Annotated in this window: 22 protein-coding genes; 4 read left to right on the forward strand and 18 right to left on the reverse strand. The window is 63.8% G+C overall.

The annotated features are described in order from the left end of the window. Window positions 1–5: 5 nt before the first annotated feature. The 4 genes from mazG to cysM are packed head-to-tail and all read right to left on the reverse strand — an operon-like array spanning window position 6 to window position 5,546. Complete coding sequence (gene mazG / locus E0702_RS11500) at window positions 6–908, reverse strand: nucleoside triphosphate pyrophosphohydrolase (protein WP_132043970.1); 903 nt, start codon at window positions 906–908, stop codon at window positions 6–8. Further along, window positions 905–3,187 carry a GTP diphosphokinase gene (gene relA, locus E0702_RS11505; protein ID WP_132043972.1) on the reverse strand — a complete coding sequence of 761 codons (2,283 nt, stop codon included), beginning with the start codon at window positions 3,185–3,187 and terminating at the stop codon, window positions 905–907. The genes mazG and relA overlap by 4 nt, the downstream gene beginning before the upstream one ends. Next, window positions 3,180–4,646 (reverse strand): RsmD family RNA methyltransferase, encoded by a 1,467-nt coding sequence (locus tag E0702_RS11510; RefSeq protein ID WP_132043974.1) that lies wholly within the window; start codon window positions 4,644–4,646, stop codon window positions 3,180–3,182. The genes relA and E0702_RS11510 overlap by 8 nt, the downstream gene beginning before the upstream one ends. 3 nt (window positions 4,647–4,649) lie before the next feature. After that, on the reverse strand, window positions 4,650–5,546 hold the full coding sequence (gene cysM / locus E0702_RS11515) for a cysteine synthase CysM (protein WP_132043976.1): 897 nt from the start codon (window positions 5,544–5,546) through the stop codon (window positions 4,650–4,652). 110 nt (window positions 5,547–5,656) lie between these two features. Here cysM and E0702_RS11520 point away from each other — a divergent pair, with 110 nt between their 5' ends. Further along, the gene (locus tag E0702_RS11520; protein ID WP_132043978.1) at window positions 5,657–8,377 is read left to right on the forward strand and encodes an ATP-binding protein; all 2,721 of its coding nucleotides are present in this window, start codon (window positions 5,657–5,659) and stop codon (window positions 8,375–8,377) included. Here the strand turns inward: E0702_RS11520 and acpS are convergent. From acpS to rpoE, 11 genes are all read right to left on the reverse strand, one after another. After that, window positions 8,317–8,694: a holo-ACP synthase gene (acpS, locus tag E0702_RS11525; protein ID WP_132043980.1), complete on the reverse strand. Its 378-nt coding sequence runs from the start codon at window positions 8,692–8,694 to the stop codon at window positions 8,317–8,319. The genes E0702_RS11520 and acpS overlap by 61 nt on opposite strands. A gap of 3 nt (window positions 8,695–8,697) precedes the next feature. Beyond that, the gene (pdxJ, locus tag E0702_RS11530) at window positions 8,698–9,507 is read right to left on the reverse strand and encodes a pyridoxine 5'-phosphate synthase (protein WP_132043982.1); all 810 of its coding nucleotides are present in this window, start codon (window positions 9,505–9,507) and stop codon (window positions 8,698–8,700) included. 157 nt (window positions 9,508–9,664) lie between these two features. After that, window positions 9,665–10,411 carry a DNA repair protein RecO gene (gene recO / locus E0702_RS11535; protein WP_132043984.1) on the reverse strand — a complete coding sequence of 249 codons (747 nt, stop codon included), beginning with the start codon at window positions 10,409–10,411 and terminating at the stop codon, window positions 9,665–9,667. 97 nt (window positions 10,412–10,508) lie between these two features. Further along, a complete protein-coding gene (gene era, locus E0702_RS11540; RefSeq protein WP_132043986.1) occupies window positions 10,509–11,408 on the reverse strand; it encodes a GTPase Era in 900 nt (299 codons plus the stop codon). After that, the gene (rnc, locus tag E0702_RS11545) at window positions 11,405–12,094 is read right to left on the reverse strand and encodes a ribonuclease III (RefSeq protein ID WP_132043988.1); all 690 of its coding nucleotides are present in this window, start codon (window positions 12,092–12,094) and stop codon (window positions 11,405–11,407) included. The genes era and rnc overlap by 4 nt, the downstream gene beginning before the upstream one ends. Window positions 12,095–12,162: 68 nt before the next feature. Then, complete coding sequence (gene lepB, locus E0702_RS11550) at window positions 12,163–12,966, reverse strand: signal peptidase I (RefSeq protein WP_132043990.1); 804 nt, start codon at window positions 12,964–12,966, stop codon at window positions 12,163–12,165. Window positions 12,967–12,994: 28 nt separating this feature from the next. After that, window positions 12,995–14,812, reverse strand: a complete 1,818-nt coding sequence (gene lepA / locus E0702_RS11555) for a translation elongation factor 4 (RefSeq protein ID WP_132043992.1) — start codon at window positions 14,810–14,812, stop codon at window positions 12,995–12,997. A 153-nt stretch (window positions 14,813–14,965) separates the two neighbouring features. Then, a complete protein-coding gene (locus E0702_RS11560; RefSeq protein ID WP_132043994.1) occupies window positions 14,966–16,381 on the reverse strand; it encodes a DegQ family serine endoprotease in 1,416 nt (471 codons plus the stop codon). A 112-nt stretch (window positions 16,382–16,493) separates the two neighbouring features. Further along, window positions 16,494–17,465: a MucB/RseB C-terminal domain-containing protein gene (locus E0702_RS11565; RefSeq protein WP_132043996.1), complete on the reverse strand. Its 972-nt coding sequence runs from the start codon at window positions 17,463–17,465 to the stop codon at window positions 16,494–16,496. A 13-nt stretch (window positions 17,466–17,478) separates the two neighbouring features. Continuing rightward, complete coding sequence (locus E0702_RS11570; RefSeq protein WP_132043998.1) at window positions 17,479–18,204, reverse strand: sigma-E factor negative regulatory protein; 726 nt, start codon at window positions 18,202–18,204, stop codon at window positions 17,479–17,481. 189 nt (window positions 18,205–18,393) lie between these two features. Further along, a complete protein-coding gene (gene rpoE / locus E0702_RS11575) occupies window positions 18,394–18,999 on the reverse strand; it encodes an RNA polymerase sigma factor RpoE (protein WP_132044000.1) in 606 nt (201 codons plus the stop codon). Window positions 19,000–19,322: 323 nt separating this feature from the next. Here rpoE and E0702_RS11580 point away from each other — a divergent pair, with 323 nt between their 5' ends. Continuing rightward, window positions 19,323–20,399: a 3-deoxy-7-phosphoheptulonate synthase gene (locus E0702_RS11580; protein ID WP_132044002.1), complete on the forward strand. Its 1,077-nt coding sequence runs from the start codon at window positions 19,323–19,325 to the stop codon at window positions 20,397–20,399. A gap of 80 nt (window positions 20,400–20,479) precedes the next feature. On the opposite strand, the gene xthA is transcribed toward E0702_RS11580, so the two are convergent. Both xthA and E0702_RS11590 read right to left on the reverse strand, forming a co-directional pair. After that, window positions 20,480–21,316 (reverse strand): exodeoxyribonuclease III, encoded by an 837-nt coding sequence (gene xthA, locus E0702_RS11585; RefSeq protein WP_132044004.1) that lies wholly within the window; start codon window positions 21,314–21,316, stop codon window positions 20,480–20,482. After that, window positions 21,316–21,585, reverse strand: coding sequence for a hypothetical protein (locus E0702_RS11590; RefSeq protein WP_132044006.1), 270 nt, complete (start codon window positions 21,583–21,585; stop codon window positions 21,316–21,318). The genes xthA and E0702_RS11590 overlap by 1 nt, the downstream gene beginning before the upstream one ends. Window positions 21,586–21,717: 132 nt before the next feature. On the opposite strand from E0702_RS11590, the gene rhlB reads away from it, so the two are divergent. Together rhlB and dinG are read left to right on the forward strand one after the other, a co-directional pair. Beyond that, window positions 21,718–22,992: an ATP-dependent RNA helicase RhlB gene (gene rhlB / locus E0702_RS11595; protein ID WP_237561967.1), complete on the forward strand. Its 1,275-nt coding sequence runs from the start codon at window positions 21,718–21,720 to the stop codon at window positions 22,990–22,992. Between the two features lie 14 nt (window positions 22,993–23,006). Continuing rightward, window positions 23,007–25,151 carry an ATP-dependent DNA helicase DinG gene (dinG, locus tag E0702_RS11600; protein WP_132044010.1) on the forward strand — a complete coding sequence of 715 codons (2,145 nt, stop codon included), beginning with the start codon at window positions 23,007–23,009 and terminating at the stop codon, window positions 25,149–25,151. Here the strand turns inward: dinG and E0702_RS11605 are convergent. Next, window positions 25,104–26,171, reverse strand: a complete 1,068-nt coding sequence (locus E0702_RS11605; protein WP_132044012.1) for a hypothetical protein — start codon at window positions 26,169–26,171, stop codon at window positions 25,104–25,106. The genes dinG and E0702_RS11605 overlap by 48 nt on opposite strands. Between the last annotated feature and the right edge of the window lie 8 nt (window positions 26,172–26,179).

A 26,179-nucleotide genomic window follows, 5' to 3' on the forward strand; every position in this document is an offset into this window, starting at 1 on the left:
CCGGATCAAGTGGCAGCATCGTTGTATTCATTACGCTTGGCGGCCTGCCAGTGACGCTCCATGGTCGCAAGATCGGCATCGGCGGGGCTAGTGCCCGTGGCCGCCAGGGCCGCCTCCACGTGACGGAAGCGGCGCTCGAACTTGGTGTTGGTGGCCCGCAGGCACTGCTCGGGGTCGGCCTTGAGGGTGCGGGCGAGATTGGTCACCGCAAACAGCAGGTCTCCCACCTCCTCGATGGCATGTTCCCGACTCCCCTCGGCCAGCGCCTCCTCGACCTCATCGAGCTCCTCGCGAATCTTGGCGATCACCCCTTGGGAGTCGGGCCAGTCGAACCCTACCCGGGCGGCACGCTTCGAGAGCTTGGCGGCTCGCGACAGCGCCGGCAGGGTGCGCGGCACATCATCCAGAGCCGAGAACGCAACACCGTCGACCCCTGGGGCATCAGAGGTGTCGTGCGTTTCACGCCTCCGCTGCACACGCTCTTCGGCCTTGAGGGCCTCCCAGCGGCGATTGATGCTTTCGAGTTCGGGGGCCTGGCGTAGCCCGATATCCGCCACACCAACGCCGGGGGAACGCCGTGAGGCCAGGCTGCCATCGGGGAAGACATGGGGGTGGCGACGCAGCATCTTGGCGGTCAGGGTATCCACCACCGTGTGGAAATCGAAACGTCCCTCTTCACTCGCGAACTGGGCGTAGTAGACCACCTGGAAGAGCAGATCCCCCAGCTCTCCGGGCAGCTCCTCCCAGGCGCGGCGCTCGATGGCATCGGCGACCTCGTAGGCCTCCTCCAGGGTGTGGGGCACGATGGTGTCCCAGTTCTGCCTGAGGTCCCAGGGGCATCCCCGGTCCGGGTCGCGCAGCACCGCCATCAGGGTCAGCAGATCGTCCAGACCGTGGTGCTGGCTCATGCCTTCTTCTCCTTGCCCTTGCGCTTGCCGGGCTTGCCGCCGCTGCGCAGGCGCCTCACCTCGATAACGTTGGGCAGCTGCTGGATGCGAGAGAAGAGCCGCCCCAGCGACTCCAGGCCATCCACTTCGACGGTAATGGTCAGCCGGGCGATGCCATCATCGGTATCGGTGAGGGTATTGACCGCCAACACGTTGACCTTCTCGTTGCCCAGCACACCGGTGACGTCGCGCAGCAGGCCGGAGCGATCCCACGCCTGCACCTCGATATTGACCGGGTACTGGGTTCGCGCCCGCTCGCCCCACTCCACCTCGATGATGCGCTGGGGCTCGTCCACACTCAACTGCAGAATATTGGGGCAGTCCTCGCGGTGCACCGTCACTCCGCGACCCTGGGTAATAAAGCCGACGATCGGCTCACCCGGTACCGGATGACAGCAGTTGGCCATGCTGGTCTTGAGGTTACCCACGCCCAGCACGGTGATATCACTCTTCTCGCCCTTTCCGGTGGTACGCCTGGGCTTGGCCAACAGGCGGTCGAGCTGCTCCTGGTCGTCGTTCTCACCGAACAGCTGCTGAGCCTGGTTCAACACCTGACCGATGCGCAGATCCCCCGCCCCCAGAGCGGCGTACATGTCATCGGGTGTTGCATAGTTGACCTTGCGCGCCAGGGTATCGAGGGCCATGTCTTCGAGGTCGAGGCGCTTCATCTCACGCTCGAACAGGGTACGCCCCTCGAGGATGTTCTGATCACGGGCCTGGTACTTGAACCAGGCCTGAATCTTGGAACGTGCCCGGGAGGTGCGTACATAGGCCAGGCTGGGGTTGAGCCAGTCGCGACTCGGCCCCCCCTTGCTGGCGGTGAGGATCTCGACCTGCTGGCCGGTCTTCAGCGTATAGGTAAGGGGCACGATGCGGCCATTGACCTTGGCCCCACGGCAGCGGTGTCCCACCTCGGTGTGCACCCGGTAGGCGAAGTCGATGGGGGTCGCGACACGCGGCAGGTCGATGATATGACCATCCGGGGTGAAGACGTAGATGCGATCCGGGGCCACATCGCTGTTGAGGCCCTCGCGCAGATCGCCGAGATCACCGACCTCCTCCTGCCATTCGAGCACCTGACGCAGCCAGGCGATCTTGTCCTCGTAGCTGGTGCTCTTGGCCCGGGTATCATGTCCCTTGTAGCGCCAGTGAGCACAGACCCCCAGCTCCGCCTCCTCATGCATGGCGAAGGTACGTATCTGGATCTCCACGACCTTGTGCTCGGGGCCGAGGACCGCGGTGTGCAACGACTGATAGCCATTCTGCTTGGGGTTGGCAATATAGTCGTCGAACTCGTTGGGTACGTGGTGCCAGCGCGAGTGCACCAGGCCCAGCACGGTATAGCAGTCGGCGACTTCGGGCACCAGAATGCGCACCGCCCGAATATCATGGACCTGGGAGAAGTCGATGCGCTTGCGCTTCATCTTCCGCCAGATCGAGTAGATATGCTTGGCGCGGCCATCGACATCGTAGCGCTGGATACCTTGAGCATCCAGCAGGCCATTGAGAGTATTCACAATCTCGGTGATGTAGCGGTCGCGATCCAGGCGCTTTTCGGCCAGCTGGCGCGCGATGGCCTTGTAGTCATCCTCATGGAGATAGCGGAAGGAGAGGTCCTCGAGCTCCCACTTGAGGTGACCGATCCCCAGCCGATGCGCCAGGGGCGCATAGATATCGAACACCTCGCGGGCTACGCGCAACTGTTTGTCGCGGGGCGCTTCCCGGACCTGGCGCAGCGCACAGGTGCGCTCGGCGATCTTGATCAGTGCCACACGAACGTCGTCGATCATATTGACCAGCATCTTGCGCAGATTGTCCTGCTGGTCATGCTGGCCCATGTCATGGCTGGGCAGCTGCGTCGCACTGATCGCCGCCATCTGCAACACGCCATCGATCAGTCCGGCGACCTCCTTGCCAAACTGCTTGCCGACGGCCTCGAGGCCGACCAGCCCTTCACGCACCGCGCGATAGAGTACCGCGGCAACCAGCGCCGCCTGGTCGAGCTTGAGCTCACCCAGGATATCGGCCATCTCCAGGCCCATGCGAAAACTGGACCCTTCCGCCATCCAGGCCCGGTGGGGCCGGTCCGACTCGCCCTCCAGCCTCTCGGCGAGCCGACAGGCCGCGATCATCTCGGCAGGGTCGCGCAGCTTCACATCCTCCTGCAGGCGCTCGACCCAGCGTTCGATATCCACGCACCCCGCCTGGGTAAGTGGCTGATCCTCACGTACTTTAACCATCGACCAAGGCTCCTTGCCGCCGTTTCTCTGTCCGTGAATGTTCAAACAGCAGCATAGATTCCAGGTGAGAGGTATGCACGAACATATCGGCCACGGCGATGCGCGTGATCCGATACCCTCCCTGCACCAGGTGTGCGGCATCCCGTGCCAGGGTCGCCGGATCACAGGCGATATAGAGCACACGCGGCCCTGGCGCCGACGCCAGGGCCTGGGCGGCGGCTTCGGCACCCTCGCGTGGCGGATCGAGCACCACCACCTCGGGGCCGATGTTCTGCAGCAGCGCTGCCACTGTCTTCTGCTTTGCCAGGTCGGCCTGTTGTGCCGACAGCTGCAGCTCACCGCCCAGGGAGTTGTCACGCGCATTGGCATCCAGGCGCTCGACCATCGACGGGCTCCCCTCGACCGCCACGACTCGTGCTCCCGCGGAAGCCAACGGCAGGCTGAAGTTGCCAACACCGGCAAACAGATCAAGCAGCGTTTCACCGTCAAGATCACCTAGCCAGTTCAGGGCGGTCTTCACCATCTGTCGGTTGACCTCGGCATTGACCTGCAGGAAGTCGCCGGGAGCAAAACGCAGCTCGAGCTCTCTTTCGACACCCGGCACTCGGCAGCTCAGCAGCGGAGCGGGTGTCAGCCACTCCAGGGCGGGAGCCTCACGCCCTACCAGCCAGCCCAGATGGATCCCGTGTTCTGTGGCAAAGGCTCGCCAGGCTTCACGATCCGTGACGTGTTCCTTGAGCTGACGGATCACCAGGGTGCTGCCCTGATCGCTGGCCAGTAGCTCCAGATGCCCCACCTGGCGTGGCGCCTGCAGCGATATCAACTGACGATGCAGGGGGGCCAGCAGGGCATCGAGTTCAGGCATCAGGATGGTGCAATGAGCGATATCCACCAGGCGGTGACTATGGCGTGCGCGGAACCCCAGATGCAGGCGGCCCTCGGCATCCAGCTTGACCCCCAGTCGTGCGCGGCGTCGATAGCCCTGGCTGGCACCGGCCAGCAGCTCTGGCTCAGCGGCAAGCTCGATCCCCTGGCGCGCCAGCAGATCAACGAGAACTGCCTGCTTGTGGCGACGCTGAGCAGGCACTGCCAGATGCTGAAGATCACAGCCGCCACAGCGCTGATAATGGTTGCAGGGGGGGGTGACGCGCTCGGGCGAGGCCTCAAGCACCTCACGCACATGAGCCTCGTCGAAACGCTTACGGGTAAGGTGGATCGCCACCTCGACCCGCTCTCCGGGCAGCGCGCCGTCGACGAACAGCGTCTTGCCCTCGGCATCATGGGTCACGCCACGGCCATCATGGGCCAACCGCTCGATCACCAGGCCCTGCGCCTCGCACTCCCTCGAGGGCGCATCCCCCCTGCTACTCGTGTATGCCGGCGAGTGTGGCTGTCGGCCCTGCAGGCCGGAAACACCCGACCGCTCGCGACGCGGTCGCCGCTTGCCCAGCATCGCCATGACTCACTCCTCCGGGGCGTAGAGACCGGTGGAAAGATAACGGTCGCCGCGGTCGCAGACGATAAACACGATCACCGCATTCTCGACCTGCTCGGCGACTCGCAGGGCGCCGGCCAATGCCCCACCGGAGCTGACGCCGGCCAGGATGCCCTCCTCCCGAGCCAGGCGTCGCATATGTTCCTCGGCCTCACGTTGGCCGATATCGAGCACCCGATCGACGCGACTGGCATCGAAGATGCTCGGTAGATACGCCTCGGGCCAGCGGCGAATACCGGCGATACTGGCGCCATCCTCGGGCTGCAGGCCGATGATCTCGATGCCGGAGTTGCGCTCCTTGAGAGCCTGGGAAACCCCCATGATGGTACCGGTGGTCCCCATCGAGCTGATGAAGTGGGTCACGCTGCCGGCGGTCTGTTCCCAGATCTCCGGGCCGGTGCCACGATAGTGGGAGAGCGGGTTGTCGGGGTTGGCAAACTGATCCAGACGCTTGCCTTCACCGCGCGCGAGCATGGCCTCCGCCAGATCACGTGCCTCCTCCATGCCGCCCTCCTGGCTCACGGTGATCAGCCTGGCGCCGTAGGCCGCCATGCACTGCTTGCGCTCCTCCGAGGCGTTGTCGGGCATGATCAGCACCATGCGATAGCCCTTGATGGCCGCCGCCATGGCGAGGGCGATGCCGGTATTGCCCGAGGTTGCCTCGATCAACGTATCGCCCGGGACGATCTCTCCCCGGGCCTCGGCCTGCTCCAGCATGGCCAGGGCTGGCCGGTCCTTTACCGAACCCGCAGGGTTGTTACCCTCAAGCTTGGCCAGCAGCACATTGTTGCGACCGGCCGCGATACGCTTGAGGCGCACCAGCGGCGTATGACCGACGACGTCCTCGATGGTCGGAAAGTGCATGCAAGCATCCTTCTCTAAAGGTATTTTCACCATTATATCCGCGTGAATGCAGGGTGGACAGACACCTCCGCCGGCTGCGGGCCCCATCTCACTCACCGTCGAGATTCTCCATGTCACTAAAGCTGCGACTGCTGCTGACCGCACTGGTTCTCCCCTTGCTGCTGATGCTCGCCGTGGCGGTCATTACCCTGTCCCTGCACCGTGATGATCATGAGGGGCAGCTCGAGGCCAGGCTGAATCAGGCCACGGCTCTGATCGAACCCAGCCTATTGACTGCACTGCGAGCGAAGGACCTTTCAGCTCTGGAGGCACATACCGCCAACCTGCTCGACCTGCCGGAAGTCACGGCTGCGGCCATCATCGACACCGACGGCACGCCACAGGTGGAGGTCGGTCGTCTGACGCCGGGGGCTCCTGACGAGGATACCAGGGGCATCGTGCGACTGGGCGACGGCCACTGGCGTTTGATCCATCCTCTTGAGGACAACGCTAATACGCGCCTGGTGATGGATATCGATGCCAGCGGACTGCTGTTGGGCCATTATCGACAACTGGGTGCCAGCGGCCTGCTGCTTATCCTTGGTGCCGCCATCCTGGGGCTTGCCACCGCCAATACCTATCGGCGCCTGCAGCGCCCACTTGAGCAGATCGCTGCCACGCTGGCGAGACTGGCCCAGGAGGAGACTACCCAGCCACTGCCCCCTTCGCCTCCTGAGCTGCCGCCACTGGATGATCATATCAATATGCTGGCCTGGCGCCTTCAGGAGACTCGTGAAGAGATGCAGCGCCAGATCGCCCAGGCCACCAGGGAGCTGGAGGAATCGATGGAGACGGTCGAGATCCAGAACATGCAGCTGGATATGGCACATCGTCGCGCCGTGGAGGCCAACCGGGTTAAGTCAGAATTTCTCGCCAATATGAGTCACGAGATCCGCACCCCGCTCAACGGCATCATCGGCTTCTGTCGACTACTGGGGCGCTCGTCCCTGGATAGCCGCCAACAGGAGTGGCTGGAGCACGTCGATCGCGCCTGTAGCAATCTGCTGATGCTGGTCAACGATATCCTGGACTACTCGAGGCTCGAAGCCGGTAGGCTGGAACTCGAGCGAATGCCGATGGAAATGGTGGAGCTGATCGATGAGGTACTGGCATTACAGGCGCCCCTGGCCCAGCAGAAGGGGCTTGAACTGCTTGGCATGGTCTACGATGACGTGCCTGCGGTGCTACAGGGCGACCCGATGCGCATCCGCCAGGTGCTGACCAACCTGGTCAGCAATGCCGTAAAATTTACTGAACACGGAGACATTCTGGTCCGTGTGATGGTAGAGGAGAGCGAGGAGAGTCGCGTCATCCTGCGGATCAGCGTGACGGACACCGGCATAGGGCTTTCGGATGAGCATAGACAACGCCTCTTCGATGCCTTCCATCAGACCTCTCCAAGCCACCCTCGTGAGTTCGGCGGCAGTGGGCTTGGCCTATCAATCTGCCGCCAACTGGTGGAGCAGATGGGCGGTGAAATCGGAGTGGAGAGCGAACCGGGCCGCGGCAGCTGCTTTTCATTTACCCTGCCGTTGACTGGCGATCTCGAGTCGGAACGACCGCCGGAGCTTAACCTGGCCGGAGAGTCTATCCTGCTGGAGGAGCCGCACTCTCCCAGTCGATACGCGCTGCTGCACCTGTTACGCCGCTGGGGAGCCACGCCACGGCCGGCCGACATCACATCGCCATCTAGCCCGAGCCTGCTGATCGTGAGCCTGGGCGCACCGCCCTACACTCCCGAACTTCTTCAGCACTGGCAAGAACGGATCAGCGAGCTGCAATGCCCCGCACTCGTGCTGTGTACCGCCAGTCCACTCGAGTTTCCCGACATCATGCTGCCCACCAGAAGCGAGATGCTGGCCAAGCCGTTTACGCGGCGCGCGCTCGCCGATGCCATCCAACGCATCCTGACAAGCAGGCAGCCTGCTGCACTGACCATCGTCGACAGATCGGCTGGCATGGCCGACACGACCTTACGACTGCTCGCCGTCGACGACAACAACACCAATCGCCGTCTGCTGTGTGAACTGCTGACCGGCCCTGGCGTGGAGATCACGATCGCCGAAGGCGGTGAGCAGGCCGTCTCGCTGGGGCGTGAACAACATTTTGACCTGGTGTTGATGGATATCCGCATGCCGGGCATGGATGGACTCGCGGCAACTCGTGCACTACGCCGCCTAGACGACAGGTGGCGGTGCACTCCGATCATCGCCGTAACCGCCCATGCATTGGAGGAGGAGCGCCGTCGGCTGATGGCCAGCGGCCTTGATGATGTGCTCATAAAACCGCTGGACGCCAGAGACCTGGCTGACCTGCTGAGTCGTCACCTGGGGAGCGCTCCCCACCACCTCCTGACAACCGGCGCATCATCGGAGAAAACACCGTCATCGGTACTTGCCACTGTGGATCTCACTCTGGGTACGCGATTGGCTGGTGGGCGAGAAGAGTTGGCACATCAACTGCTTCTTCAGCTCGCCGACTCTCTCGATGCAAGCGAGGAGGCAATACACCAGGCCTATGAGAGTCGGAACGACGAAGCGCTGCTGGATGCCATACACGCCCTCAATGGTGCCTGCCGTTACTGCGGGGCACCACGCCTGGGGCTGCTTGCCGAAACGATGGAAACACGCCTGCGTAGCCGCGGACGCGTGGCCATGGCCCCACTGATAGAGGACCTGGCCGACGCCATGGAGGAACTTCGCCAATGGCGCAAGGCCCAGTCCGAGGGAGCTCACCCCTCCAGTATCACGAAGGCGACCGCGAACTCCTCCTCATCGGATAGCGTCAGATGAGCGACACGTACACCGACACTGCGTGCCAGCTCATGGGCCTTGCCGGCCAACAGCAGCGATGGCCGACCGAGGCTGTCATTGATCACCTGGATCTCGGTCCAGCGCATGCCGTGACGCAGACCGGTGCCCAGCGCCTTGACGAAGGCCTCCTTGGCCGCAAAGCGCTTGGCCAGGAAGGCCGCCGGCCTGGCATGCCTCTGGATACGCTCGCGCTCTACCTCCCCCAGCAGACGACGGGTAAAGCGTTCTCCCCTGCGTGAGAGCGCGGCCTCGAAACGCGCCACCCTGGCAATATCAGTACCGATCCCCAGAATCATGACTTAATGGACATGGTCATCATGGTCATCATGGTCATCATGGTCATGATCATGTTCCTCGAGGGCGGCGACGAAGCCAGCCTCCTGCCCCGCAATTGCCAGGCGCTTCATCTCGGATACCGCTTCCTTGAGGCCCACGAACAACGCCCGTGCGATGATCGCATGACCGATGTTGAGTTCATGCAGCCCCGGAATGGCGGCCACCGCCTCGACGTTATGGTAGTGCAGGCCATGACCGGCATTGACGGTCAGCCCCAACTCGAGGGCCATTTCGGTGGCCGCGGCGAGTCGCGCATGCTCACGGACGGCCTCGTCTCCTGTGGCTTCGGCATAACTACCGGTATGCAGTTCGATGACTGGTGCGCCGGCCCTGGCGGCGGCCGCGATCTGCTCGGGCTCGGGGTCGACGAACAGCGAGACCTCACAGCCCGCCGCGGTCAGGCGTTGGCAGGCATCGCGAATCGTCTCAAAACCACCTACTACATCGAGCCCCCCCTCGGTAGTCAACTCTTCGCGCTTCTCAGGCACCAGACAGACGTGGGCCGGGCGCACCTCCTCGGCCAGGGCCATCATCTCCTCGGTCACCGCGATCTCGAGGTTCATGCGGGTATTCAGCACCTCGGCCAACAGCCGTACATCGCGTTCCTGAATATGCCGGCGATCCTCGCGAAGGTGGATGGTAATACCATCGGCGCCGGCCTCCTCGGCAAGCAGCGCTGCCTGGAGCGGGTCGGGGTAGCGCGTACCACGAGACTGACGCAGGGTGGCGATATGATCGATATTGACGCCAAGCAGGATACGGGGGGGATGCATATGGGTCTCCTTAAAATAAGCCGTAAGCCGTAAGCCGTAAGCCGTAAGCCGTAAGCCGTAAGCCGTAAGCCGTAAGCCGTAAGCCGTAAGCCGTAAGCCGTAAGCCAGGATATCGGCGCCAGGCCTAGCGGCAGGGGTTTTGGTTACAGCTTAAGGCTTATAGCTTATAACTTATAGCTTCCGACGAAGATGGGCCCAGCTCCGAACGAAGTCCGGCGCGCCGGGCCTCGGCAAGCTCACGCATCAGCTCCCGGGAATGCAACGGACGGCTGCCCAGCAGTGGCGCCAGGGCGGCGCGAGCCACCATTTTGGCAGGACCGGCAAGCCCCGGCGCACTCCAGTCTTCGGCGGCGAGCAGGCGAAGGGTACGGCCATCGAGCCCTGGCCGGCCGAGGCGGAAGGCGCGGCTGGCAGCGTCGAAGACATAGCGAGCCTGGGGGTCGAGCTCGCCACCTTCGCTCGTAACGAAGCGTGGGGCAGCATCCAGTGACTCGAGCAGGGTAAACTCCAGGCGTCGAAGGGCTCCGGCGCGTGAGCCAGGGCTGGGAAGGGCCTCGAGCAGCGCGGTATAGAAGGCAAACACCTCCGCTACCGGAAACTCCACCGGGAGGGTGCGTGTCAGCAGCTCGTTGGCATAAAGCCCGCACAGCAGCCCTTCGCCCGCCAGCAGCGCCACCCCACCACGACTCTCCATTAGTCTCAGTCGTTTGAGCTCACCTTTCCCGATCCAGGTCACATGCAGCGGGGCGAAGGGCTGCAGCCCGCCACGCGACCGAGATCCGGGTCGCTGCACGCCCTGAGCGACCGCACGTACCCGGCCATGGTGAAGCGTCAACAGCTCTACCAGCGCACTGGTCTCGCGATAGGGGCGCTTGTGCAGCAGGAAAGCCGGCTCGGGGGTCATACGAGACGCCAGCCTCGTGCCGCCTGTTTGGGATTGTTTGGTGTCAGACCCTGGCCACGTCGGGGTCTGACCCCATAGGACGACTGGCGCAGCATCATTAGTCGAGGTCGTAACCCAGGCTCTTGAGCGCTCGCTCGTCATCGGACCAGCCACGCTTGACCTTGACCCACAGATTCAGCATCACCTTGGCTCCCAGGGCACGCTCCATATCGAGACGCGCCTCGCGGCCGATGCTCTTGATGCGCTCGCCGTTCTCGCCGATCAGGATCTTCTTCTGGCCCTGGCGCTCCACCAGGATCAGGGCGCTGATATGCACCACCCTGCCCTCGTCGCGGAACTCCTCGATCTCCACGGTCATCTGGTAGGGCAGCTCATCGCCAAGCTGACGCATGACCTTTTCACGCACCAGCTCGGCCGCCAGGAATCGCTGGCTCTTGTCGGTGATCTGATCCTCGGGGAAGAAGTGCACACTCTCCGGCAGGTGCTTGGCCACTTCGGCCTCTAGCTCCGGCACGTTGGTGCCGTGCTTGGCGGAGATCGGCACGATGGCGGCAAAATCCCGGCGCGCACCGACCGACTCCAGCCAGGGCAGCAGCTCGGACTTGTCCTGCAGGCGATCAACCTTGTTGACGGCCAGAATCACCGGCGCGTTGACATGCTCGAGGCGCTGCAGAACGACCTGGTCCTCGTCGCTCCAGCGAGTGCGGTCGATGATGAACACCACACAGTCCACATCGCGCAGCGCCTGCACGGCCGCCTGATTCATGAAGCGATTGATCGCCTTGTTGCGATCCTTGGCCATGATATGGATGCCGGGCGTGTCGACGTAGATGAACTGAGTCTCCTCCTCGGTCTTGATGCCCATCACCTGATGGCGGGTCGTCTGGGGCCGCCGCGAGGTGATCGACACCTTCTGGCCGAGGATACGGTTCATCAGCGTGGACTTGCCGACGTTGGGGCGGCCGACGATGGCCACGAAACCACAGGTCTGGGTCATGACCGAACTCCTCTTGGCTCAAGCTGCTTCAGGGCCATCTCGGCGGCCTGCTGCTCGGCATGACGGCGGCTGGAGCCAATGCCGGTGGTATGATCCTGCAGCAGTTCCACATGGCACTCCACGGTAAAGGTCTGGGCATGGGCCTCGCCCTCGACACTGACCACCTCGTAGCGGGGCAAGGGCTCCTGACGCGACTGCAGGAACTCCTGAAGGCGTGTCTTGGGATCCTTCTGGGTATGCTGCAGACTGGTGTCTTCCAAACGCCCCGCATACCAGGAGAGTATCCGGGCACGCACGGCTTCCATGCCGGCATCGAGATAGATGGCGCCGATCACCGCCTCGACGGCATCGGCGAGGATGGAGTCACGGCGATGTCCACCGCTCTTCATCTCTCCGGAACCCAGCCTGAGATGTTCTCCAAACTCCATCTCGCGGGCCAACTCCGCCAGTGTCTGTCCCTTGACCAGGCGCGCGCGCAGGCGGGACAACTGACCTTCTCGCGCCTCGGGGAAGCGGCGGAACAGGGCCTCGGCAATGACGAAGTTGACGATGGAGTCACCCAGAAACTCGAGGCGCTCATTGTTCTGGCCACCATAGCTTCGGTGGGTCATGGCAAGCTCGAGCAGCGAGTCGTCGCCGAAGTCGTGGCCGAGACGTCGGCTGAAGGCGTTGAGGGTTTGGCTCACGAAAATCCTGTTATCTGATTCTGTCGTCTGATTCTGGTCGTACAGCTTCTGAAAGTACAACGAGGCAGTTAGTGAATGAGTCGCATGCTGGTGAAGCTAGGTAAGCCGCCATCCCAGTGCATCCAGACGGCAAAGGCACGTCCCACCACATTGGCTTCCGGCACGAAGCCCCAGTAGCGACTATCGTTGGAGTGGTCACGATTATCGCCCATGGTGAAGTAGTGCCCCTCCGGTACGATCAGTTCACGCATCTGGGGACCGAAGTCACGCGGGTTATTGTAGATGTGGTGCTCCACTTCGCCCAGTTGTTCGGTGTACATCAGCTCTCCCGGCGCCTCTGCCGGCCCTTCGGCCAACAGTGTCTTGGGCACTGGCTTCCCATTGATATAAAGCTGCTTGCCTTCGTAACGGATGCGATCACCCGGCAGGCCTACGACGCGCTTGATGAAATTGACAGACGGCTCGCTGGGAAAGCGAAACACCATGACATCACCACGCTCGGGCTCACCCAGATCGAGAATCTCGGTATGCACTACCGGCAGGCGCAGTCCGTAGGCAAACTTGCTGACGAGGATGAAGTCACCGATCTCGAGAGTCGGCCGCATGGAGCCCGACGGGATCTGAAACGGCTCCACCACGAAGCTTCTCAGTACCAGCACCACCAGCAGCACCGGAAAGAAGGAGCGGGCGTAGTCAACCGGCCAGGGCTCTTTCAACACCTGTTCTCGGGCATTGTTCGGCAGACCTTCGGTGGTACCAGCCTCGGCGGTTTGCAGTGACTGGCGACGAGCCGGCCGCCACCAGAAATAGTTGAGCAGGGTAATCACGCCGGTGACGGCAACGGCAATCACCAGCAGCAGTGAGAAGTCCATGGCGGTTCGTTATCCCTCGCTGGTGAAATCAGTCGTTGACCTTGAGCACGGCAAGGAAGGCGTCCTGGGGAATCTCCACCCGCCCTACCTGCTTCATGCGCTTCTTGCCTGCCTTCTGTTTCTCGAGCAGCTTCTTCTTGCGGGATACATCACCGCCGTAGCACTTGGCGGTCACGTTCTTGCGCAGCGCCTTGACGGTGGAGCGGGCCACCACCTGACCGCCAATGGCCGCCTGAATCGCCACGTCGAACATCTGCCGGGGGATCAGATCCTTCATCTTTTCCACCAGCAGTCGCCCGCGACTATGGGCATGATCACGGTGAATGATTACCGCCAGGGCATCGACCTTGTCACCATTGATCAATACATCCAGACGCACCAGCTTGGCGGCTTCGAAACGCTCGAAGTTGTATTCCAGCGAGGCATAACCCTTGGAGATCGACTTCAGGCGATCGAAGAAGTCCATCACCACTTCGGACATCGGCAGCTCGTAGGTAAGCTGGATCTGACTGCCCAGGAACTGCATGTCCTTCTGGGTACCACGACGCTGCTCACACTCGGTGATCACGTTGCCGACGAACTCCTGGGGAACCAGGATGCTGGCGCGCACAATGGGCTCGCGCATCTCCTCGACGTCGGCCATATCAGGCAACTTGGAAGGGTTGGCGACGTAGATCACCTCGCCATCCTTGAGCATAAGCTCATAGACCACGGTGGGCGCGGTGGTCAACAGATCGAGATCATATTCACGCTCGAGACGCTCCTGAATGATCTCCATATGCAGAGTGCCAAGAAACCCGACCCGGAAACCGAACCCCAGCGCATCGGAATTCTCCGGTTCATACTCCAGCGAGGCATCGTTGAGCGCCAGCTTCTCCAGGGCGTCGCGGAAGTCCTCATAGTCGTCGGCACTGACCGGGAACATGCCGGCATAGACCTGAGGCTTGACCTTCTGGAAGCCGGGCAGGCGAGCCACATCCGGGGTCTTGGTATGGGTGATGGTATCGCCCACCGGCGCCCCCTGGATCTCCTTGATACCGGCCACGATGAAGCCCACCTCACCGGCACGCAGGATACCGGTCTCGCGGCGCTGCGGGGTGAAGATACCCACCTCGTTGACCTGCCAGTCGCGACCGGTGGACTTGATACGGATCTTCTCGCCCTTCTTCAGGGTGCCGTCGAAGATCCGCACCAGCGATACCACCCCCAGATAGTTGTCGAACCAGGAGTCGATGATCAGCGCCTGAAGCTGGCCACCCGGGTCCCCCTTGGGCGGTGGAATATCGCGCACCAGGCGCTCCAGCAGGGCATCAATGCCCAGCCCGCTCTTGGCCGATACCTGACAGGCATCGGTGGCGTCCAGGCCGATGATCTCCTCGATCTCGTGGGAGACCTTGTCGGGGTCGGCCTGGGGCAGGTCCATCTTGTTCAACACCGGCAACACTTCGAGCCCCTGCTCGATGGCGGTGTAGCAGTTGGCAACCGACTGAGCCTCGACGCCCTGACCGGCATCCACCACCAGCAGGGCACCCTCACAGGCATACAGGGAGCGCGAGACCTCATAGGAGAAGTCGACGTGCCCAGGGGTGTCGATGAAGTTGAGCTGATAGATATTTCCGTCCGGCGAGTGATAGTCGAGGGTCACCGACTGCGCCTTGATGGTGATGCCCCGTTCGCGCTCCAGATCCATGGAGTCCAGCACCTGCTCCTTGAGCTCACGCTCGGTCAGGCCGCCGCAGGTCTGGATCAACCGGTCGGCCAGCGTGGACTTGCCATGATCGATATGGGCGATGATCGAGAAATTCCGGATATGCTTGAGCTTGTCGAGGGAGGTGTCTTGGGACATCGGTGGACTTCTACCTGAATAGAGTTCGGGGCGGCGGGCACGGCAAGGCCGGCCGGCGGCCAGGATGGGCGCATTGTACCGGTATGCCCGTGCCAGATACAGCAGCCCGACGGGAAGACCGTCGGGCTGCTGGAGAGCTGACAGGAAAAGAGGTCAATCGCCGGTCAGGCGAAGCGCGACAAACAGCGAACGACCATCACGGTAGAGGCGCACCGGAACGGCACGATCCGTGGGCAGTTCACGCGCCAGGGAGACCAGCTGTGAAGCGTCGGTAATGGCCTGGTGATCGATACTGACCAGAATATCACCGGCCTGCACCCCTGCGGCTGCGGCGGCTCCACTGGGGTCGACCGAGGCAATGCGGACACCACCCTCGATGCCGAGTCGCTTGCGCTCGGCGACATCAAGCTCGGTCACGGCAATCCCCAAGCGCGCCTGCTGACTGTCATGCCCCTTATCGGCAGTACCCCTGCCGCTTTCAGGCCAGTCACCCAATGTTATCTCAAGGCTGCGACGCTTTCCGTCACGCATCAGCTCAAGCTCGACATCGCTCCCCGGTGCGGTACGTCCGATCAGCCGCGGCAGCGTGCTGGAGTCATCCACCCGGGCGCCATCAACCTCAAGGATGATGTCACCGGCCTGGAGGCCCCCTGCCGCCGCCGGCCCGTCAGGGTCCAGGTCTGCGATCAGCGCGCCACGAGGATCGTCCATGCCGAAGGACTCCGCCAGATCGCGCGATACCGGCTGGATCATCACACCCAGCCAGCCGCGACGCACTTCACCATCGTTGCGCAGCTGATCGGCCACATCCATGGCAACATTGATGGGAATGGCAAATGACAGCCCCATGAAGCCACCGCTGCGGGTAAAGATCTGGGAGTTGATCCCCACCACCTCACCCTCGAGATTGAACAGCGGGCCACCGGAGTTGCCCGGATTGATGGCCACATCGGTCTGGATAAAGGGCACATAGGCATCGCGCGGCAGGGTCCGGTCGATGGCACTGACGATGCCCGCCGTGACGGAATGATCGAAGCCGAAGGGTGAGCCAATGGCCGCCACCCATTCACCGACCTTGAGGTCATCGGAGTCGCCGAGACGCAGTGTCGGCAGGTCATCGCTATTGACCTTGAGTACCGCCACATCGGTGCGCTCGTCGCTGCCTACCAGCTCGGCGGGCAGTTCCCGGCGATCATTGAGACGTACCAGAATTTCATCGGCGCCATCGACCACATGGGCATTGGTCATGATGTAACCGTCGTCGCTGATGATAAAGCCAGAGCCCAGCGACTGACGCTCATGGGGTTTGCCAGCCCCGTGCCCCGGCGGCACCGGGAAGCGGTCGCCGAAGAAGTGGCGAAAGATCTCGGGGACCTCCTCACCACCGAATCCCTGGAAGGGATTGCGACTCTGCACCATGCGGGTCGTCGAGATATTCACCACACCGGGTGCCGCCTCCTCCACCAGTTCGGTGAAGTCGGGCAGCTCACGGGCCATGGCCCCCTGCCAGGCCATCAGGGTCACGGCCAGCAGCATCCATAGGGAGAAGTGTCGCAGCATTCGCATCATGTTGGCTCCTGCGTAGCTTGGAATGAACCGGGTTGAATTGACCAGGATGGGATCAACCAGGTTGAAATGAGCAGTGCAAAAAGAGTATTGACAGCATCGGGGCGTCACCGCATCAGGAGTCCTCGGCGGCCCAGCTCAAGCCATCGGCAACCCGCAGCAACACCCGCGGCGGCATCTCCCCCATGACCACCACCTGACACGGGGTACCGTCCAGGTCACGGTGCCGCACAACGGCATGGGAGACGCCGAGCCGATGCAGCCCGGGGGCCAGGGGCTCAATCTCGCCGAGTGGCGCGACGAAGAGGCTGAAGGTGGAAAGGCCGTCGCTGAACAGACGATGGGTCACGTCGCTGCCATGACGCCCACTGTGCGTCTCCACTGGCTGAGGGCTGAATCCGGCAGGCAGCCAGCCGATGTGCCAGGCATCTCCAGGCGCCTCGCGGGGAGCGTCGATGCTCACCTCGCCCTGATGCAGCCGTGGCCGCTCGAGCACCGTCAACTGAAAGGTCTCCACCGCGCGACCGGTCTCATCGAGCAGACTCTGCTTGAGGGTCAAGCCGGTCTCGGCATCGAGCCACAGCCGCTTGCCGTAGCGAAAGCTGTCGAGCGGCGAGATATCCAGACGATAGGCCCGCCGGTTGGCGATACGCTCCTCACCTGCCAGACTCAAACGGTAATGAGACGAAATCTTCGCCGCAATGCCGGCCGGGATCGTGGGAGCCGAGCCACCCTCCGCCCAGCCCAGGCGCCCGATGCGACTGCGTCGCTCAAACACCTCGGGGGGACCATCCAGAAAGCGCGCCCTGCCCCGCTCGACCCCATCGTTGACCTCGTGACTGATCACGAGGGTGCGCACCCCATCGAAACCGATGCGCACCGCGTGGGCATCGTAGCGGTAGCAGTGGCCGGCCCAGAGATTGAGCTCGTACCAGTCGCGAGCGGTCTGCGGGGTCGGCTCCGTGGTTAGGAGACGACAGTCGAAACGGTCATTATCGGGAGTGGCCTCCAGGGCAACGACAGAAGGCGCAACCGCCGCCAGCAGGAGCGGCACAAACACCGTAGCGCAACTGCGAAAGACGCGCATCGCCGACCTCCCGTCAGCGCTGACCGAGGCTGTCGCCACCGCTGGCGCGCAGCAGCGGCATCCAGGCATCACCGCTGCGGTAGGCTGTCCCTTCGGCGTGACGATCCAGATAGGATTGCAACAGGCGCGCCTGCTCCTCATCGGCCATCAACGACTGCCGCTGGCTGGGCGCCAGGAACATCGGTGTGCTCTGCATGCCGGCGCCAACGGTCATCAGGCCACTGACGCCCCCCTGGGGCAACTGGAAGAGTGGCAGATCCGCCAATGACGGTCGCTGCACGGCGGTGGCTGCCAGGCCGGCGGGCGACGCCTGGGGGGCACCCTCTGGGGTGCCTCCGGCGAGCTCGGCCGACGGGGCTCCCCCGCTGGGCAGGCCGCCGCCGTTGTAGAACTGCACACCGGTGATCACCATCAACGACACCGCGGCGGCGATTCCGGCGCTGCGTGCCAGCGGAAGTGAGCGGCGTGCAGCAGCTGGCCGAGCTCTATCGTCGTGGAGACCCACGTCGAGTACGGGGGCCGGCTCACTCTCAAGGCGCGCCAGGATGCCCGCCGACAGGTCGACGCTGACATCCACATCCGACTCCTGTCTCATCAGGCTGCGCATCAGATGGTAGCGTCGCCACGCGTCGGCGGCATCGGGTTCATCACTCAGCGATTTCAGCACGCGGCGAAGCTCCAGCTCGTCGCCCTCATTGTCCATCAGGGCAGAAAGCGATTCCCGTGCGTTCTGACTCATTCTTTACACCTCAGCCTGGCAAGGCCCCGGCCTTGCATCCGTTATCACCCAGATGTCGACATCCGCAATAGCCGCCCCACGAATGCCGACGCTCTGAACCGCCTTTAGCGGATCGAACACTGCTTGAGACGCCAAAAGCATCGGTCAGTTCAGCGAATCGACAATAAATCGACAAATTACTGCTGGACATCACTCGCCCACCGGTTCGCGGTTGCGCGAGGTGGTCACCAGCGGCTGGATATGCTGGTCGACCGCCTCTCGTGCCCGAAAGATCCGCGAGCGCACGGTACCCACCGGGCACTCCATGATGGTGGCGATATCCTCATAGGAGAGCCCCTCCAGCTCGCGCAGCGTGATCGCGGTACGCAGGTCATCGGGCAGGGCCTCGATCGCCTCGAAGATGGCCCCCTTCAGCTGGTCGCGAGCCATGGCCGCCTCGGGGGTCTCGGTATCGGAGAGGCGGCCACTCTGATCGAGGATCTCGGCATCGACGATATCCAGGTCGCTGCCGGGCGGGCGCCGCCCCCTGGAGACCAGATGGTTCTTGGCCGTGTTGATGGCGATTCGATACATCCAGGTGTAGAAGGCGCTCTCGGCACGAAACTTTCCCAGGGCGCGATAGGCCTTGATGAAGGCCTCCTGGGCGACATCCTGCACCTCGGCATGGTCATGCACATAGCGCCCGATCAGGCCGATGATCTTGTGCTGATACTTCCTCACCAGCAGGTCGAAGGCGCGTGTATCACCCTTCTGGGCCCGCTCGACGAGCTGCTGATCGGTTTCCCTGGCGCCCATCTAGCCCCTCCCCGTCATCAGGCGACGGGAAGGGGCGCGTCGTCCGTAAGGCATGGAAACTTCAACAATATGGCGTGCTTGCATAGCGTCTACCTGAAGCCTGGGCGATTGGGGGTCAAAGACCATCATCAAGAGTCGCACAAGTGTTCCCTTTTCCTGTTCATCCATCAAGCCGCGGATCCTCATCGGGCGCGGCCGCTATGACACTGCCGGCCCTTCGTAGGTTCCCGCGATTGATCCGGCCTACCCCGGCCGGTGTATAGTAGAGCCAAAACAACCATGCCGTCAGGCCTTCAGCGCAGACACGACCCACAGGAAATCGCATGACAGATCAACAGGTCAGCAACCTCAACGTCCTCTCCCAGGACGTGCTTATCACCCCGGAAGCCCTCAAGCTGGAGATTCCGCTTACCGACGCCGCCGAGCAGACCGTGATCGAAGGGCGCCATACCATCCAGCGCATCCTGGACGGCGAAGACCCGCGTCTGCTGGTGGTGGTGGGCCCCTGCTCCATCCACGACGTGGATGCCGCCCTCGACTATGCCCGCCGCCTGCGCCGCCTGGCCGACGAGGTGAAGGACAGCCTGTATATCGTGATGCGCGTCTACTTCGAGAAACCGCGTACCACCGTCGGCTGGAAGGGGCTGATCAACGACCCCAACCTGAACGGCTCCTTCGAGATCGAGAAGGGCCTGCATACGGCTCGCCAGCTGCTTGTGGAGCTGTCCGAGATGGGGTTGCCGTTGGCCACCGAGGCACTCGACCCGATCTCGCCTCAGTACATTCAGGACTGCATCAGCTGGTCGGCCATCGGTGCACGCACCACCGAATCCCAGACGCACCGCGAGATGTCCTCGGGGCTCTCCTGCCCGGTCGGCTTCAAGAACGGCACCGACGGCAGCCTGGACGTGGCGGTCAATGCCCTGCAGTCGGTGGCCCATCCGCACAACTTCCTGGGCATCGACTACAAGGGGCGGGTGGCCATCATTCGCACCCGGGGCAACGTCTATGGGCACGTGGTGCTGCGCGGCGGCAACGGCAAGCCCAACTATGACAGTGTCAGCGTGGCACTGGCAGAGCAGGAGCTCAACAAGGCCGGCATCAAGCCCAACATCATGATCGACTGCTCTCACGCCAACTCCAACAAGGATGCGGCGCTGCAGCCGCTGGTGCTGGAGAACGTCACCAACCAGCTGCTCGACGGCAACCGTTCGATCATCGGCCTGATGGTCGAGTCCAATATCGGCTGGGGCAACCAGAAGTTGCCGGAGGATCTCGACCAGCTTCAGTACGGCGTTTCCATCACCGATGCCTGCATCGACTGGGAGACTACCGAGCAGGCCTTCAAGGAGATGAACGAGAAGCTGGCACCGGTCCTGGTCAAGCGTATCGAGCGCTGATCGACACTACCGATAGCGCCGACAGGCACCTACCACACAAGCCCACGCTCCTCCGCGGCGTGGGCTTTCATGTTATGCCGTCACACTTGCGGCAGCGAAAGCTCGGTCCATACGGGGGCATGGTCGGAGGGCTTCTGCATGCCGCGCAGCTCATAATCGATGCCGGCGTCGACCACCTTCTCCGCCAGCGGTGCGGTCACCAGGATATGGTCGATGCGCAGGCCCCGCTTCGGCTCGCGATCGAACCCCTTGGAGCGATAGTCGAACCAGCTGTAGCGGTCGGCCACCTCGGGATAATGCAGCCGGTAGCTGTCCGTGAGACCCCAGGCCTTGATACCCGCCAGCCACTCACGCTCCACCGGCTGGAAGCTGGTCTTGCCTTCGCGCAGCCAGCGCTTGCGATTGGCCTCGCCGATACCGATATCGATATCCTCGGGCGAAATATTGAAATCGCCCATCACCGCCAGGCGCTCGTCGGGGCGGTGATGGAGTTCGAGCAGCGACCCCAGCTGGGCGTAGAACGCCCGCTTGTGGGGAAACTTCGTCGGATGCTCGACACTCTCGCCCTGGGGGAAATAACCATTCCATACCGTCAGCGGCTCACCGTCTGACAGCCGCAGGGTCACGCCGATCATGCGCCGCTGAGCCTCATCCCCGTCATCGGGAAAGCCGTAGTGGACCGCCTCGGGCTCGCCACACTGGGCAGTATCGAGCATCATCGCGACGCCGTAGTGCCCCTTCTGGCCGTGATAGATGACGCGATAGCCCAGCGCCTCCACCGCCTCGCGGGGAAACTCGGCGTCCTGGACCTTGGTCTCCTGCAGGCCGATCAGCGCCGGCCGGTGGGCCGTGACCAACGCCTCCAGCTGATGAAGTCGCGCACGAATGCCATTGATATTGAATGAAACCAGACGCATCAGCTCGGCGTGCCTCCCCGCTCGGACTCTTCGCTGTCCGCCTGCTGCGCATCGCGTTGCGGATGGATATCAATGGCCTGCCCCGTTTCCTGACGAGCCTGCTTGCGGGCGGCCTGAAGCTTGCGCTGCTGACGTTTCTTCTGGGTGTAGCGCGTCGACGAGGTGACCTGGTCGGGATTCTCGTGGCGCCACTTCTTGTAGTCCTTGCGCCGACCGGTACGAATCTGCACCTTGTCGGCCAGCGAACGGGTCTTCTTGCGACGTGTCATGGGCATACTCCTCTGCTGTGACGCGCATTCTATCAGCCCTGCGCGGTGAGACGCGCCCTTCGTCGCATAGACTGGTACAATACCCGTTTGCATGACATGACTACCCTATCGACACGGAAAGACAGCAAGCCTATGAGCGAGTCGGAACAGACCACGGCCCCGGCCGAGAACCACAAGCCCAAGCGTCGTCGTCGCAAGCCACGCCGTCGCCAGTCGAACTGGGATCTGCGCCAGTTCCAGGTCACCCCGGTGGCCGGCAAGTGGCGCTTTCACGACTTCGACCTGCCCCTGCCACTGATGCGCGCCATCCACGCGCTGGGCTTCGAGTACTGCACCCCGATCCAGGCCGAGGCCCTCGACCACACCCTGCTCGGCGGTGATATCGTCGGCAAGGCCCAGACCGGCACCGGCAAGACCGCCGCCTTCCTGATCTCGATCCTGGCCTACTTCCTCGAGGAGGAGCGCCCCAATGGCCAGAAGCCGGGCGCACCCCGCGCGCTGGTCGTGGCCCCGACCCGCGAGCTCGCCCTGCAGATCGAGAAGGACGCCAAGGCCCTGGCACGCTTTACCGACCTCAAGGTGGCCAGCGTCGTGGGTGGCATGGACTACCAGAAGCAGCGCGAGGCCCTCGAAGGCAAGCTCGATATCCTGGTGGCCACCCCGGGTCGTCTGCTCGACTTCCATCAGAAGCGCGATGTCGACCTCACCCAGGTCGAGGTGCTGGTCCTCGATGAAGCCGACCGCATGCTCTCCATGGGCTTCATCCCCGACGTCAAGCGGATCATCCGCCATACGCCGAAGAAGGAGGAGCGCCAGACCTTCCTGTTCTCGGCCACCTTCACCGAGGATATCCTTCAGCTGGCCAGCCAGTGGACCCATGAGCCGGCCCATGTCGAGATCGCCGTCACCGTCGACAACGCCGCCGACATCGACCAGCGGGTCTATATGGTCGGCGATGCGGAGAAGCAACGCCTGCTGGTCAAGTTGCTCCAGCAGGAGAGCTTTGACCGGGTGATGGTGTTCGGCAACCGCCGCGACCTGGTTCGCAAGCTCGATGATCTGCTGCGCAAGGCAGGCATCGACGTGGCCATGCTCTCCGGCGATGTTCCCCAGAATCAGCGCATCGAGACCCTCGAGAAGTTCCGTGCCGGTGAGATCCAGGTACTGGTGGCCACCGATGTGGCCGGCCGTGGCATCCATATCGAGGATGTCAGCCACGTCATCAACTACACCCTGCCGGAGGACCCGGAGGACTACGTCCACCGCATCGGCCGCACCGGCCGCGCCGGCGCCAAGGGGGTATCCATCAGCTTCGTGGGCGAAGAGGACGCCTTCTCGCTCCCCGAGATCGAGCGCTATATCGACGACAAGCTGCCCTGCGAGCATCCGCCCGAAGGGCTGCTTTAAACGCTTGGACAGATATGCTTGACGAGGCCTTGAAAGGCGAGATTCAGACCGCCTACCGCCATGCGCTGGAGGGCCTGGGTCTCACGCCCCGCTACGGTCAGCGACTGATGATCGCCGAGATCGCCCGCACCCTGGGGGGCATCGAGGCCGATGAGACCGGCAAGCGCGTCAGCGATGAGCATGTCTGTGTGCTCGAGGCCGGCACCGGCACCGGCAAGACCCTCGCCTACCTGCTGGCCGCCCTGCCGGTGGCCAAGGCCCGCGGCAAGCGACTGGTGCTCTCCACCGCCACCGTGGCGCTGCAGGAGCAGGTATTGCACCAGGATCTGCCGGCACTCAAGGCCCATAGCGGTATCGACTTCCGCTACGCCCTGGCCAAGGGGCGTGGCCGCTATGTCTGCGTGGCACGACTCGACCAGGCGCTCGACGGCGGCGAGGAGAACCCTACCCTGTCGATGTTCGAGCAGGCGCTCGACAGCGGTGGCGACGACTTCCAGGCGCTGGTCAAGGCGATGGGCGATGCCTACGGCAATGGCCGCTGGGAGGGTGACCGCGACAGCTGGCCCGAGGCGATCAAGGACGAGCACTGGCGTCGCCTCACCGTGGACCACCGGCAATGCACCAATCGTCGCTGCGGCCACTTCGGGGCCTGCGCCTTCTTCCGCGCCCGCCGCGATATGGAGCAGGCCGACATCATCGTCGCCAATCATGACCTGGTGCTGGCCGACCTCTCCCTGGGGGGGGGTGTGGTGCTGCCCGACCCGGGTGACTGCATCCATGTGTTCGACGAAGGCCACCATCTGCCCGACAAGGCCCTCAACCACTTTACCTATCGCTTCGGCGTGAACGCGGGCCTGCGCTGGCTCCGCAATCTCAGGAAGTCGCTCACCGAGCTCAATGCCGCCCTGGGGGGGCAAGCCACCCTGGCGCGGCTGCTGGCCAGCCTCCCCCAGGCGATGGATGCCGCCGAACCCCGGCTGGGGGAGGCCTTCGCGCTGGGCCACCAGCTCGCCGGACGCCCTCAGGGGCTTGGTGACGGCGAGGAGATTCACCAGCACCGTTTCGAGATGGGGCGAGCTCCCGAGGCATTGCGCGATCATGCCGCGGCACTGGTCACGCTGTTTGCCGAGCTCTCCCGCATCCTCGAGAGCATGGCCGATATCCTGCGCGAGAGCCTCGACCCCGACAAGCACACCGGGCTGCCGCGAGAGGCAGCCGAGGCGTGGCTACCGCTGGTGGCGCTGCTGCATGGCCGCGCCCTGGAGGCCCACGCCTTGTGGCAGGCCTTTACCGAGGTGGACCCCGAGGGTGAGCCACCACGGGCCCGCTGGCTGACCCTGGAGCATGTCGGCGGCGAACCCGAGCTGACCTTCTCGGCGAGTCCCGTCTCGGCCGCCCACACCCTGGCCAAGAGCCTGTGGGGCACCACCTTCGGCGCCGTGGTCACCTCCGCGACGCTTACTGCCCTGGGGCGTTTCGAGCGCCTGCAGGAGCGCGCCGGCCTCGCCAATCGTTACCGCTACCAGCGACTCCCAAGCCCCTTCGACTACTCGAAGGCGGTGCTCAGCGTCCCCAGGGAGGCCGTCGACCCGGCCGACCGCGAGGGACACGAGCGGGCCATCGTCGACTTCGTCAACGGACTCGAACGCCAGGAGGCGGTGCTGATGCTGTTCTCGTCCCGGGCCCAACTCCGCGCCGTGGAAAAGGCACTGCCCAAGGATCTGGCCAAACGGGTACTGGCCCAGGACCGCCTCCCCAAGCGCGAACTGATCAACCGTCATCGCAAGCGCGTGGATGCCGGTGAAGGCAGCATCATCTTCGGGCTGGCCAGCTTCGCCGAGGGCATCGACCTACCGGGGGACTATCTTACCCATGTGGTGATCACCCGGCTGCCCTTCGCGGTGCCCGATGATCCGGTGGGTGCCACCCTGGCGGAGTGGATCGAGAGCCGGGGCGGCAACTCCTTCATGCGCATCAGCGTGCCCGACGCCTCCATCAAGCTGGTACAGGCCTGTGGCCGCCTGATCCGCAAGGAGGCGGACCACGGCCGCATCACCCTGCTCGACCGACGCGTGCTGACGCGCCGCTACGGCCGGGCGCTGCTCGACTCGCTACCGCCCTTTGTGCGCGAGATCGACGGGGTGCAGCAGGAGCCGTAAGGACTCTTCCGCCGCCTCGTCACGCCCCCAGGCATTAGCCAGCCGGTCGAGCCGCGACCAGTCATCGGCCTTACCGCTGCGCTGCGCCACATCTCGCCAGGCTTTCAGTGCGCGCCCGCGATCGCGAGCGCGCTCCCAGGCCTGGGCCAGCAGGCGTCGATTCGCCTCGTTATCCATCAGCTCGTCCGACGCCAGGGCCGCCTCGAGATGTTCGGCGGCACGCGCCGGGGTGCCGCCGGCGAGGTGCAACTCGATCAATCGGCGCAGATCCTCTTCACCGCTCAGCACACCGGCACGCCAGCCCGCTTCCCAGATGGCGGCCGCTCTCCCGGCCTCCCCAAGCCGCTGAGCCAGAGCCGCCGCCTCGCGCCAGTGCGCCGGGTCGCGGCTTTCGGTCAGCCCGGCTCCGAGCAGGGAGAGCGCCGCCTTGCCCCGGCCGGCGCGTCGCAGCACGGCACCGGCCAGGGCACGCTGGCGATCGTCGAGCTGCGGCGCCAGCTTCCGCGCCTGTTGCACTCGTTCGGCGGCCTCCTCCCAGCGCTCGAGCTGTGCCAGGGAACGCACCAATTGCCAGTGATCGCGAGGCTCGCCTGCATGACGACCCAGCCACCCCGCCAGCAGCTCACTCCCCCGCTCGCGATCGCCGGCGGCCAGCCGCAGACGTGCCTCGTCGCGCAGCCAGCGATCATGGTGCTCTGCCTCGATGCCCTCGACACCGCGTGCCTCGGCGAGAAGCTCGGCCGCTCGGGCCGGCTCATCCTGCCGCGACGCGGCGCCGGCGGCCAGCTGCAGATAGAGAGCCCGCGCCCAGCGGTCGCCGGCATTGCCACCGGCCAAACGCCGCGCCTGCGCCAGGGCACGCGCCTCCACCGCCGCGGCCTCCCCCTCCTGGAGTGCCGCCTCAAGCTGCTGGAGGTCGTCGATAAAGCTGGCCTTGAGTGGAGGGGCAGCCTGAGCCAGCGAAACGCCCACCAGCCAACAGAGCAGCAGAGCGGAAACAGAGAGCAGGGTGTGGCGCATGGGAGACT

Origin of the sequence: Halomonas marinisediminis (genome assembly GCF_004347715.1) — a bacterium.
GTDB classification, from domain to species: domain Bacteria; phylum Pseudomonadota; class Gammaproteobacteria; order Pseudomonadales; family Halomonadaceae; genus Halomonas; species Halomonas icarae.

What these genes read in the sequence shown, in the direction of transcription:
- mazG (WP_132043970.1), bottom strand. Translation starts at nt 908, where the DNA reads ATGAGCCAGCACCACGGTCTGGACGATCTGCTGACCCTGATGGCGGTG.
- relA (WP_132043972.1), bottom strand. Translation starts at nt 3,187, where the DNA reads ATGGTTAAAGTACGTGAGGATCAGCCACTTACCCAGGCGGGGTGCGTG.
- E0702_RS11510 (WP_132043974.1), bottom strand. Translation starts at nt 4,646, where the DNA reads ATGGCGATGCTGGGCAAGCGGCGACCGCGTCGCGAGCGGTCGGGTGTT.
- cysM (WP_132043976.1), bottom strand. Translation starts at nt 5,546, where the DNA reads ATGCACTTTCCGACCATCGAGGACGTCGTCGGTCATACGCCGCTGGTG.
- E0702_RS11520 (WP_132043978.1), top strand. Translation starts at nt 5,657, where the DNA reads ATGTCACTAAAGCTGCGACTGCTGCTGACCGCACTGGTTCTCCCCTTG.
- acpS (WP_132043980.1), bottom strand. Translation starts at nt 8,694, where the DNA reads ATGATTCTGGGGATCGGTACTGATATTGCCAGGGTGGCGCGTTTCGAG.
- pdxJ (WP_132043982.1), bottom strand. Translation starts at nt 9,507, where the DNA reads ATGCATCCCCCCCGTATCCTGCTTGGCGTCAATATCGATCATATCGCC.
- recO (WP_132043984.1), bottom strand. Translation starts at nt 10,411, where the DNA reads ATGACCCCCGAGCCGGCTTTCCTGCTGCACAAGCGCCCCTATCGCGAG.
- era (WP_132043986.1), bottom strand. Translation starts at nt 11,408, where the DNA reads ATGACCCAGACCTGTGGTTTCGTGGCCATCGTCGGCCGCCCCAACGTC.
- lepB (WP_132043990.1), bottom strand. Translation starts at nt 12,966, where the DNA reads ATGGACTTCTCACTGCTGCTGGTGATTGCCGTTGCCGTCACCGGCGTG.
- lepA (WP_132043992.1), bottom strand. Translation starts at nt 14,812, where the DNA reads ATGTCCCAAGACACCTCCCTCGACAAGCTCAAGCATATCCGGAATTTC.
- E0702_RS11560 (WP_132043994.1), bottom strand. Translation starts at nt 16,381, where the DNA reads ATGATGCGAATGCTGCGACACTTCTCCCTATGGATGCTGCTGGCCGTG.
- E0702_RS11565 (WP_132043996.1), bottom strand. Translation starts at nt 17,465, where the DNA reads ATGCGCGTCTTTCGCAGTTGCGCTACGGTGTTTGTGCCGCTCCTGCTG.
- E0702_RS11570 (WP_132043998.1), bottom strand. Translation starts at nt 18,204, where the DNA reads ATGAGTCAGAACGCACGGGAATCGCTTTCTGCCCTGATGGACAATGAG.
- rpoE (WP_132044000.1), bottom strand. Translation starts at nt 18,999, where the DNA reads ATGGGCGCCAGGGAAACCGATCAGCAGCTCGTCGAGCGGGCCCAGAAG.
- E0702_RS11580 (WP_132044002.1), top strand. Translation starts at nt 19,323, where the DNA reads ATGACAGATCAACAGGTCAGCAACCTCAACGTCCTCTCCCAGGACGTG.
- xthA (WP_132044004.1), bottom strand. Translation starts at nt 21,316, where the DNA reads ATGCGTCTGGTTTCATTCAATATCAATGGCATTCGTGCGCGACTTCAT.
- E0702_RS11590 (WP_132044006.1), bottom strand. Translation starts at nt 21,585, where the DNA reads ATGACACGTCGCAAGAAGACCCGTTCGCTGGCCGACAAGGTGCAGATT.
- rhlB (WP_237561967.1), top strand. Translation starts at nt 21,718, where the DNA reads ATGAGCGAGTCGGAACAGACCACGGCCCCGGCCGAGAACCACAAGCCC.
- dinG (WP_132044010.1), top strand. Translation starts at nt 23,007, where the DNA reads ATGCTTGACGAGGCCTTGAAAGGCGAGATTCAGACCGCCTACCGCCAT.
- E0702_RS11605 (WP_132044012.1), bottom strand. Translation starts at nt 26,171, where the DNA reads ATGCGCCACACCCTGCTCTCTGTTTCCGCTCTGCTGCTCTGTTGGCTG.